Origin of the sequence: Streptosporangium minutum (assembly GCF_002149035.1) — a bacterium.
Taxonomy (GTDB): Bacteria; Actinomycetota; Actinomycetes; order Streptosporangiales; family Streptosporangiaceae; genus Streptosporangium; species Streptosporangium minutum.
The window spans coordinates 1-9,782 of record NZ_NGFP01000312.1; the positions used below are offsets into that span (position 1 = coordinate 1).

General features: G+C 71.8%; 6 protein-coding genes and 1 pseudogene. 5 read left to right on the plus strand and 2 right to left on the minus strand.

Translation table 11 applies throughout. The features are described from left to right. From CA984_RS39315 to CA984_RS39330, 4 genes are all read left to right on the plus strand, one after another. Positions 1–709: DNA-3-methyladenine glycosylase family protein (locus CA984_RS39315; protein WP_086578450.1), on the plus strand; the 709-nt coding region annotated here is incomplete at its 5' end. Between the two features lie 321 nt (positions 710–1,030). Further along, positions 1,031–3,616 carry a bifunctional FO biosynthesis protein CofGH gene (locus CA984_RS39320; protein ID WP_242676425.1) on the plus strand — a complete coding sequence of 862 codons (2,586 nt, stop codon included), beginning with the start codon at positions 1,031–1,033 and terminating at the stop codon, positions 3,614–3,616. A 77-nt stretch (positions 3,617–3,693) separates the two neighbouring features. After that, the gene (locus tag CA984_RS39325) at positions 3,694–5,448 is read left to right on the plus strand and encodes a substrate-binding and VWA domain-containing protein (protein WP_086578452.1); all 1,755 of its coding nucleotides are present in this window, start codon (positions 3,694–3,696) and stop codon (positions 5,446–5,448) included. 343 nt (positions 5,449–5,791) lie between these two features. Next, positions 5,792–6,043 (plus strand): hypothetical protein, encoded by a 252-nt coding sequence (locus tag CA984_RS39330; RefSeq protein ID WP_086578453.1) that lies wholly within the window; start codon positions 5,792–5,794, stop codon positions 6,041–6,043. Between the two features lie 79 nt (positions 6,044–6,122). On the opposite strand, the gene CA984_RS39335 is transcribed toward CA984_RS39330, so the two are convergent. Beyond that, a complete protein-coding gene (locus tag CA984_RS39335; RefSeq protein WP_086578454.1) occupies positions 6,123–7,442 on the minus strand; it encodes a coenzyme F420-0:L-glutamate ligase in 1,320 nt (439 codons plus the stop codon). Beyond that, entirely contained in the window at positions 7,439–8,419 is a 981-nt protein-coding gene (gene cofD, locus CA984_RS39340; protein ID WP_086578455.1) for a 2-phospho-L-lactate transferase, read from the minus strand. The genes CA984_RS39335 and cofD overlap by 4 nt, the downstream gene beginning before the upstream one ends. Before the next feature lie 316 nt (positions 8,420–8,735). Here cofD and CA984_RS39345 point away from each other — a divergent pair. Beyond that, positions 8,736–9,782 (plus strand): annotated as a pseudogene (locus tag CA984_RS39345) (hypothetical protein); the annotation flags it as partial.

A 9,782-nucleotide genomic window follows, 5' to 3' on the forward strand; every position in this document is an offset into this window, starting at 1 on the left:
CGCCTGGGGGCCGGGGGCCGGGTGGCTGCTGGAGACGCTCCCCGCGATGCTCGGCGTCGACGACGACCTCTCGGGGTTCGTCCCCGAGCACGATGTGATCCGCGACGCGTCCAGGCGTTACGGCGGGCTCCGGGTCGGGCGGACCTTCCGGGTGCTGGAGGCACTGGTGCCCGCCGTGCTCGAACAGAAGGTCGTGACCGGTGAGGCCTGGCGGGCGTGGCGGTGGCTGCTCGGCCGGTACGGCGAGCCCGCACCGGGGCCCGCGCCCGAGGGGATGCGGGTCTTCCCCGAGCCCGAGGTGTGGCGGTCGATCCCGTCGTGGGACTGGCACCGGGCGGGGACGGAGGCCGTACGGGCGCGGACCGTCGTGAACGCCGCGTGGCACGCGGCGAAGCTGGAGGCGGCCGGGGGCAGCGCCGACGCGGATCGGCTGCTGCGGGCGCTGCCCGGGATCGGGGTGTGGACCTCCGCCGAGGTGCGGCAGCGGTCGCACGGTGACGCGGACGCGATCTCGGTGGGCGACTATCACCTGGCGTCGCTGGTCGGCTGGTCGCTGACCGGCAGGGAGGCCGACGACGCGGAGATGCTGCGGCTGCTCGCGCCCTACCGGGGGCACCGGCACCGGGTCAGCAGGCTGCTGAAGCTGGGCGGTGCGCGGCCGCCCGCTCGGGGGCCGAGGACAGCCGCACGCGACTACCGCTCGTTCTGACCCCGCCGAGGTCGGGGGAGGGCTCGTCGGCCCGCCAGTCACGGCTGTCGCGGGTGTCGGCTCCGATCAGCGGGGCGAGGACGGCGACCGCGGCGAAGGCGAGGAGAAACCAGATCATTTTCGGCTCCTGAGGTCCTTGGATGGGTCCGGTGGGATGACATAAATATATGCATCCGCATCCATTTACGTCTATCTAGATTTACTTGACCGCACGCTTTAGTGATGCTGAACTGTCCGGCCCGCGATCCGGTACCCGCCTCCGGTTGGCTTGGCGGCGCGCCGTAATGTGCGCTCATGAGCGTGAACCCCACCGATACAGCGATGCGCCGGGCACTGGCCCGCGCCCGCGACGGAAAAGCTCTCGACCTCACCGAAGCCACCGTCCTGCTGCACGCCAGAGACGCCCACCTCGACACCCTGCTCGAACACGCCGGACGGGTGCGGGACGCGGGGCTGGAGGCCGTCGGACGGCGAGGGATCGTCACCTACAGCCGTAAGGTCTTCATCCCGCTCACCCGGCTCTGTCGCGACCGATGCGGGTACTGCACGTTCGCCACCGCTCCCCACAAGCTGGAGAGCATGTATCTCAGCCCCGACCAGGTGCTGGAGATCGCCCGGCAGGGTGCGGCGATGGGGTGCAAGGAGGCGCTGTTCACCCTGGGCGACCGGCCGGAGGACCGCTGGCCCCAGGCCCGCGAGTGGCTGCACGCCCACGGCTACGACGACACGCTGTCCTACGTCCGCGCGATGGCCATCCGGGTGCTGGAGGAGACCGGGCTGCTGCCGCACCTCAACCCCGGGGTCATGACCTGGCAGGACCTGCAGCGTCTCAAGCCGGTCGCGCCGTCGATGGGCATGATGCTGGAGACGACCTCGCGGCGGCTGTTCGAGGAGAAGGGACAGCCGCACTACGGCTCGCCGGACAAGGACCCCGCGGTACGGCTGCGCGTGCTGGAGGACGCGGGACGGACCAACGTGCCGTTCACCAGCGGCATCCTCATCGGCATCGGCGAGACCGTCGAGGACCGGGCCGAGTCGCTGTTCGCGCTGCGCCGGGTGGCACGCGAGTACGGCGGGCTCCAGGAGATCATCGTTCAGAACTTCCGCGCCAAGCCGGACACCGCGATGCGCGGCATGCCGGACGCGGACCTGCAGGAGCTGGCCGCCACGATCGCGGTGACCCGGCTGGTGCTGGGGCCCAAGATGCGGGTGCAGGCGCCGCCGAACCTGGTCGACTCCGAGTACGAGCTGATGATCAGGGCGGGGATCGACGACTGGGGCGGGATCTCCCCGTTGACGCCCGACCACGTCAACCCCGAGCGCCCCTGGCCCCAGATCGACGACCTCGCCGCCCGCACCGCCGCCGCCGGGTTCGCCCTGCGCGAGCGGCTGACCATCTACCCCGAGTACGTGCTGGCCGGTGAGCCCTGGCTCGACCCTCGGCTCAACGCGCACGTGGCCGCCCTGGCCGACCCGGAGACGGGCCTCGCCCGCGAGGACGCCGTCCTCGCCGGCCGTCCCTGGCAGGAGCCGGACGGCGGCTTCGTCTCCCTGGGCCGCACCGACCTGCACACGGCCGTCGACACCGAGGGCCGCACCAGCGACCGCCGTGACGACTTCGACGACGTCTACGGCGACTGGGAGGCCCTCAGGGAGCGGCTCCCGGCCCCCGCGGCGCCAGGGGAGCCCGGGGAGCCCGCCGTCCGGCTCGGTGAGGTCCGGGAGGCCCTGCGGCAGGCCGCCGCCGATCCGGCCCGGCTGACCGACGCGCAGGCGCTCGCCCTCCTCGACGTCGCCGGCGACCACAACGGCGTGGGGGCCGACGACGCGGCGCTGGAGGAGCTGTGCCGGATCGCCGACGACCTCCGCAGGGAGGCGGTCGGCGACGAGGTGACCTACGTGGTGAACCGGAACATCAACTTCACCAACGTCTGCTACACCGGCTGCCGGTTCTGCGCCTTCGCGCAGCGCCGTACCGACGCCGACGCCTACACCCTGAGCCTGGAGCAGGTCGCCGACCGGGCCTGGGAGGGGTGGCAGGCGGGGGCGACCGAGGTGTGCATGCAGGGCGGCATCCATCCGGACATGCCCGGCAGCGCCTACTTCGACATCGCCAGGGCGGTCAAGGCGCGGGTGCCGCAGATGCACGTCCACGCCTTCTCCCCGATGGAGGTCATCAACGGCGCCAGCCGTACGAACCTGTCCATCGAGGACTGGCTGGTCGCGGCCAGGGAGGCGGGCGTCGACTCGCTCCCCGGGACCGCGGCCGAGATCCTCGACGACGACGTGCGCTGGGTGCTGACCAAGGGCAAGCTGCCCACCAGGGAGTGGGTGGAGGTCATCTCCACCGCGCACCGGGTCGGCATCCCGACGACCTCCACGATGATGTACGGCCACGTGGACAACCACGCCCACTGGGTCCAGCACATCCGGCTGATCCGCCGCATCCAGGAGGAGACCGGCGGGTTCTCCGAGTTCGTGCTGCTGCCGTTCGTCCACCACAGCGCGCCCATCTACCTGGCGGGGATCGCCAGGCCGGGGCCGACGGCGCGGGAGAACCGGGCCGTGCACGCGCTGGCCCGCATCCTGCTGCACGGCGCCATCAAGAACATCCAGTGCTCCTGGGTGAAGCTCCAGGACGGCCTGTGCCGCGAGGTGCTCCAGGGCGGGGTCAACGACCTCGGCGGCACGCTGATGGAGGAGACGATCAGCCGGATGGCGGGGTCGGAGAACGGCTCCTTCAAGACGATCAGCGACATCGTGGCGATGGTCGCCCCGACCGGCCGGCCGCTCCGGCAGCGGACCACCTCCTACGGCGTGCCGGACGGGGAGCGGCTGGCCGCGGCGGCGGCGAGCGATGGAGTTTGTCAAAGTGTGCGTAACTTCGTGCCGCTGGGGCGCCTATAACAAGTTCTCTTTTGACTTGCGCGGCGTAAGGGGTTCATTGCGACAATTGTCACTTCCCTGAAGCGAGAGGTCCCCGCGTGCCCTCTTCCGGTCGACACCGTGTGGCCCCCGGCGCCGAGACGCGCCGGGGGCAGGTGCGTCTCCGCCTGTCGCTGGCGGCGGTCGCGGCAGCGGTCGCCCTGACCGGGAGCCTGGTCCTGGTGCTCGGCCCGGGGGAGGGGCGGTGCTCGCCCCGGGACCCGGTGCTGGTCGGCGTCGCCTCCGCGGTGGACATCGCGCCGACGGTCATGGAGGCCGCCGGGCGGTTCAACCGGAGCAGGATCGGCGTCGACGGCCGGTGCGTGCTGGTCCAGGTCACGGAACAGCCGCCCGCCACCGTGCTGCGCACCCTGATCGGCGGCACCGCCGGGGTGCTCAGCGAGCGCCCCGGCGGCTGGATCACCGACTCCTCGGCCTGGATCCGGCTCGCGCGCAAGCAGGGCGCCGGGAACCTGGCGGGCACCGAGACCGTGATGGCCACCTCGCCCCTGGTCTTCGCCACCCGCAAGTCGCTCGCCCAGCGCTTCGCGGTCGGCAAGACCGACATGAACTGGCGGATGGTCTTCCCGGCGACCACCCGGGGCCGGATCCGGCCCAACGCCGACGAGCCCGACGTGGTCCGCGTCCCGGACCCCTCGCTCGCCGGGGCCGGGATCGCCACGGTGGCCGCGGCCAGGGACGTCGTCGGCACCGGGGCGGAGGCCGACCGCTCGCTCACCGCGTTCGTCCGCTGGGCCCAGGCGGGTTCGGCTCCCGACTACCGGAGCATGCTCGCCGCGGTCGACGACCGTTCCTTCTGGCAGCGTCCGGTGGTGATCGTCCCCGAGCAGTCGGTGTGGACGCACAACCGCCTGCCGTCCGGCGACCCGGTGGTCGCGCTCCATCCCCGCGAGGGGACCATCAACCTGGACTACCCCTACGTGGTCACCTCCGCCGACAGCACGAAGGCGAGCGGATCGCGGGCCTTCGCCACCTGGCTGCGCTCCCCGGAGACCCAGGACGCCGTACGGCGGGCGGGCTTCCGCTCGGCGGACGGCGCCCAGGGGCCATACTCACCCGGACCCGAGATCCCCACCGAGGCGCCCCGCACCCGGCCGGCCATCCTGCCCGCGATGATCGACGAGGCGCTGGAGGCCTGGAGCAGGCTGGCCCCGCCGACCAACATCCTGGTCCTGGCCGACACCGGCAAGCACATGGCCCAGCCGATCAAGGGGGAGAAGGGCAGGAACAAGCTCACCGTCGCGCTCGAAGCGGCCAGGCTGGGCCTGCAGCTCTTCCCCAACTCCACCCACATGGGCATGTGGGAGTTCGCCGCGGCCAAGGGCAGGGACCACCGCGAGCGGGTACGGCTCGGCCCGATCCTGGAGCCGGACGGGGGACAGGTCATCCGGCGCAGCCGCCTGGAGGAGCTGACCCGCACCCTGCGCGCCGACCCGAAGCTGCCCAGTTCCCTCTACGACTCGATCCTCGCCGGGTTCCGCGAGGTGACCGACTCCTACGACGAGGGGATGAACAACACCCTGCTCGTCATCACCGCGGGCAGGGACGACGGCAAGGGGCTGTCGAGCGGCGAGCTGGCGGAGCGGCTCAGAGACGAGTGGGACCCGGTGCACCCGGTCCAGATCGTCGTGCTGGCCTTCGGCGACGACCTGGACCGCGCCGCCCTCGGGCAGGTGACCGGTATCACCAACGGCTCCCTGCACATCGCCCGGGAGCCCAACGAGATCATCGACGTCTTCCTGTCCGCTCTGGCCCGCCGCCTGTGCCACCCCACGTGTCCCAAGGCTCCGTGACCGCCCGCACGCGTCGTCCCGCGTGTCCCAAGGCTCCGTGACCGCGCCTGTGCCGGGTGCCGGGGGGACGGCGGCCTGACCGGGCGGGGCGGCGTCCGTCCGGGAGGTTTTCCACGGAGGGGCGAAGGAGATAGTTCTTGGCATTTCTGTAGTCATTGAACTACTCTTGGTGACGAAATCCTGCTTCCTCGTGTCGGAGGGCGTCGATGGACACTGCAGACGGTCGGATCCTGATGCTCATCGTGATCGTCACGATCGTGTTCGCCATCGCGCGGCTGTCGTAGCCGTCCGCCCGCTTCCCGTGATGAAACCCTGCTTCTCCCCCCAAGGTAGGTGTGCGCCGATGGGCAGCTCGGACGGCCGGATCCTGATCCTCGTGGTGATCGCGACGGTCGTGTTCTTCGTCGGCCGACGTTTCCAGCGGACGCTGGACACCTGGTCGGGGTGGGGCAAGGCGATCCAGGCGGCGGCCGAGGCGGCGGAGAAGATCCCGAGTGCGAAGTCGGCGGCGTGGGCGGCGGTCCGGGGCATGATCGGGGTCGGCCTGCTGGCGCTGATCCTGGTCGCGGTGGTCGCGAACGCGATCCGGCACTGACGGGGTTCCGAGGGCGTCGTTCCGCCGGCGGGCATGGCCGGCGGCGGAGCGGCGCCCTCGGTGCGGCGCTCCCGGAGCGCTAGCGGACGACGATGAAATCGGCCGCCCGCCGGGGCGCGCGGTCGCGGGGCGGGGCGGCCGGATGGCCGATCGCCACGGCGCCCATCGGGTCCCAGCCCGGGGGCAGGTCGAGCACCTCGCGGACCACGTCGCGGCAGAACATGGTGGAGGAGACCCAGGCCGAGCCCAGCCCCTCCACCGCTAGCTGGACCAGGAAGTTCTCGACCCCGGCGCCCGTCGCGACCACGAACATCTCCCGCTCGGCCGCGTTGCGCCGGTCGTCGTGGTAGGTGTGCGAGCCGTCCATGACCAGGCACGGCACCGCGAGGTACGGCGCGGCGCGCAACACGTCTCCGCGCCGGACCCGTTTGGCGATCGACTCCTCGGAGAAACCGTCGCCGCGCAGGTCGGCGATCCACGCCTCACGCATGGCGTCGAGCAGCTTCTCCCGGATCCCGGCGGACTCCAGCAGGACGAACCGCCACGGAGTCGTGTGGTGCGGGGCGGGGGCGGCGATCGCGGCGTCCACCGCCCGGCGGACCTTGGCCCCGTCCACCGGCTCGCCGGAGAACTCGCGGATGGTCCTGCGGGCGAAGACCACGTCGCGCGAGCCGTACCGGAACATGTCGTCCTCGGACTGGCGGACCAGCTCGCGGATCCCCGGGCCGTCCTCCTCGGTGGTGTATTCGGCCATGCCCCGGATCACCGCCACCGGGGTCTGCGCGACCTTGCCCTTGACCAGGTCTCCGGCCGCGGCGAACTCGTCGGCGATCGCGGTCAGGGTGACCTCCAGCGCGTTGCCGTGGTCGTCGGACAGGCCCCGGTAGTCGAGCGCGGGGGTCACGCCCGCCACGCCGATGGCGAGATCGGTCTGGCCGTTGCGCCAGGGGCGGCCGAAGGTGTCGGAGACGATCACGCCGACCGGCACGCCGAGCCGTTCCCGGATGCTCGCCCGGATGGCCGCGGCGGAGGCGTCCGGGTCGACGGGCAGCAGCACGACGGTGCCGGGCTCGGTGTTGGAGGCGTCCACCCCGGCGGCTGCCATGACGAACCCGTGCGCGGTCTGCGCGATCACCGTCTCGCCCCGGCGGGCGACGACCCGCGTGGTCTCGGCGGCGATCGCCTCGTCCCGGCTGTCACCCCGGCGGACCCGGCCCTCGGCCTTGCTGGAGATCTTCGAGGTGACCACGAGGATGTCGCCGTCGCGCAGGTCGGGCATGGCCGTGGCGATCAGCTCGCCGATGTCGTCGCCCTCCCGCACCTCGGGGATCCCGGGGACGGGGAAGATCTCCAGCCTGGCGTCGGGCCGGTTGTCGTGCTTGCGGCGGATCCTGCTCATCGGGCGTCCTCGCCCTGCGGCGCGGTGGATCCACCCGGCCGGGCCGCGAGCTCGGTGGCCAGGTCGAGGGCGGCGCGGGCGATGGCGGCGGCGGACTCGACGTCATGCATGATCAGAGGGCGGGCCTCGACGCGGACGCCGTCAAGGGCGACCCCGCCGTCCTCCTCGGCGACCAGCCAGCCGTCCACCAGCGGCGAGCCGTACAGCTCCAGGACCGCCTGGGCGGTGGTTTCCACGCCGATCGCGGTGAGGCAGGCGTCGGCCATGCCGCGGACCGGGGCGCCGCCGACGATGGGGGAGACCCCGACGACCGTCTTGGCCTCCAGGGCCTCGCGGACGCCCTTGATCTGCAGGATCGTGCCGATGCTGACCACCGGGTTGGACGGCGGCAGGATCACCACGTCGGCCTCGGCGATGGCCTCCAGCACACCGGGGGCGGGGCGGGCCTGGTCCGCGCCGACCAGGATGATCTGCTCGGCCGGGACGGAGGCGCGCAGCCGCACCCACCACTCCTGGAAGTGGACGGCCCGGCGGCCCTGCCCGTCGGAGATGACCACGTGGGTCTCGGTCCGGTCGTCGCTCATCGGGATCAGCCGCACGCCCGGCTCCCAGCGCGCGCACAGCGCCTCGGTGACCGCGGACAGCGGGTAACCGGCCTTGAGCATCTGGGTGCGCACGATGTGGGTGGCGAAGTCGCGGTCCCCCAGGCCGAACCACTGCGGTTCGACGCCGTAGGCGGCCAGCTCCTCCTTGACGACGTGGGTCTCCTCCCGCCGGCCCCAACCCTGCTCCTCGTCGATGCCGCCGCCCAGGGTGTACATCACGGTGTCCAGGTCGGGGCAGACCTGCAGGCCGTAGAGGGTGATGTCGTCACCGGTGTTGCCGATGACGGTGATCTCTGAGTCGGGGGCCGCGGTGAGCAGGCCGCGGAGGAAGCGGGCGCCGCCGATTCCGCCGGCGAGGGACACGATGCGCATGCCGTCCAGTCTTCCACTGCCTCGGACGCGTCGATCCGAAGGGCTTGCCGCCGGGGTGGGCGGCGCCTTGTCTTGATCGTTACGAGGACTGTCTCCGCTGGCAGGGTTGCCTCGGGGGGTGTCCGAAATATATGCCAATAGGGTGCAATGAAACACATAAGGGATTCATGGGGTTCTTGGGTCGCCCGACACCAAAGGCAGCCATGTGCAAAACTGACCGGGGTTTACCAAAGGACCCATGGGGGTAGATGTGATCAACCTCGAGGCAGGCCGGCTCCGAGAACCGGCCGCGTGGCTCATGACCGCCATCGCGTCCATGAGTGTTCTCGTCGGCGTCGAGCGGCTGCTGTTCGGGGGATCCTCCTTGGGCGGATCGTCCTTCGGCCTCCGCGCGGCCGGATACATGGACGACTTCACCTCGCCGGTCACCGTGGCGCTGTCGGTCGGCGCCGTGCTGCTGGCCGGCCATCTCGGCCCGGTGATCGCGCGGCTGAAGGTGATGGTCTACGTCGCCGTGGCCACGCTCGGGCTCGCCGCGCTGTTCGGCGTGGTCGGGCTGTTCGGCGGGCTGTTCAGCGGTGACCTGGACTTCGGGCGGAAGATCGAGTTCTTCCTCGTCGGCCTGCCCAGCCTGGCCCTGGCCGTGGTCGCGCTGCTCTACCTGCTGCCCAAGGCGGCCCCGGCCGCCTCCCGCCCGGCGGGCTTCCGCTCCGAGGGCGGCTTCGACCGCCCCCAGGAGCAGTACGTCTCCCCGGGCCACACCTCGCAGGGCGGGCAGCCCTACTCCCAGGGCGGTCAGGCTCCCCAGCAGGGCTTCCAGCCGCAGGACCAGGCTTTCCAGGGCGGTCAGGCCTACTCCCAGGGCGGTCAGGCTCCTCAGCAGGGCTTCCAGTCCCAGGACCACATGCCGCAGCAGCAGGGTTTCCAGCCGCAGGGCCAGGCACCGCAGCAGGGCTTCCCGTCCCAGGACCAGGCGCCGCAGCAGCAGGGCTTCCAGTCCCAGGACCAGATGCCGCAGCAGGGTTTCCAGCCGCAGGACCAGGCGTCGCAGGGCGGTCAGGCCTACCAGCAGGGCGGCCACTCCCAGCAGGCCCAGCCCGCGTCCGCCCCCCAGCAGGGCTTCCAGCCGCAGGACCAGGCTTTCCAGGGCGGTCAGGCCTACTCCCAGGGCGGTCAGGCTCCTCAGCAGGGCTTCCAGCCGCAGGACCAGATGCCGCAGCAGCAGGGCTTCCAGTCCCAGGACCAGATGCCGCAGCAGGGTTTCCAGCCGCAGGACCAGGCGTCGCAGGGCGGTCAGGCCTACCAGCAGGGCGGCCACTCCCAGCAGGCCCAGCCCGCGTCCGCCCCCCAGCCTCCCTACAGC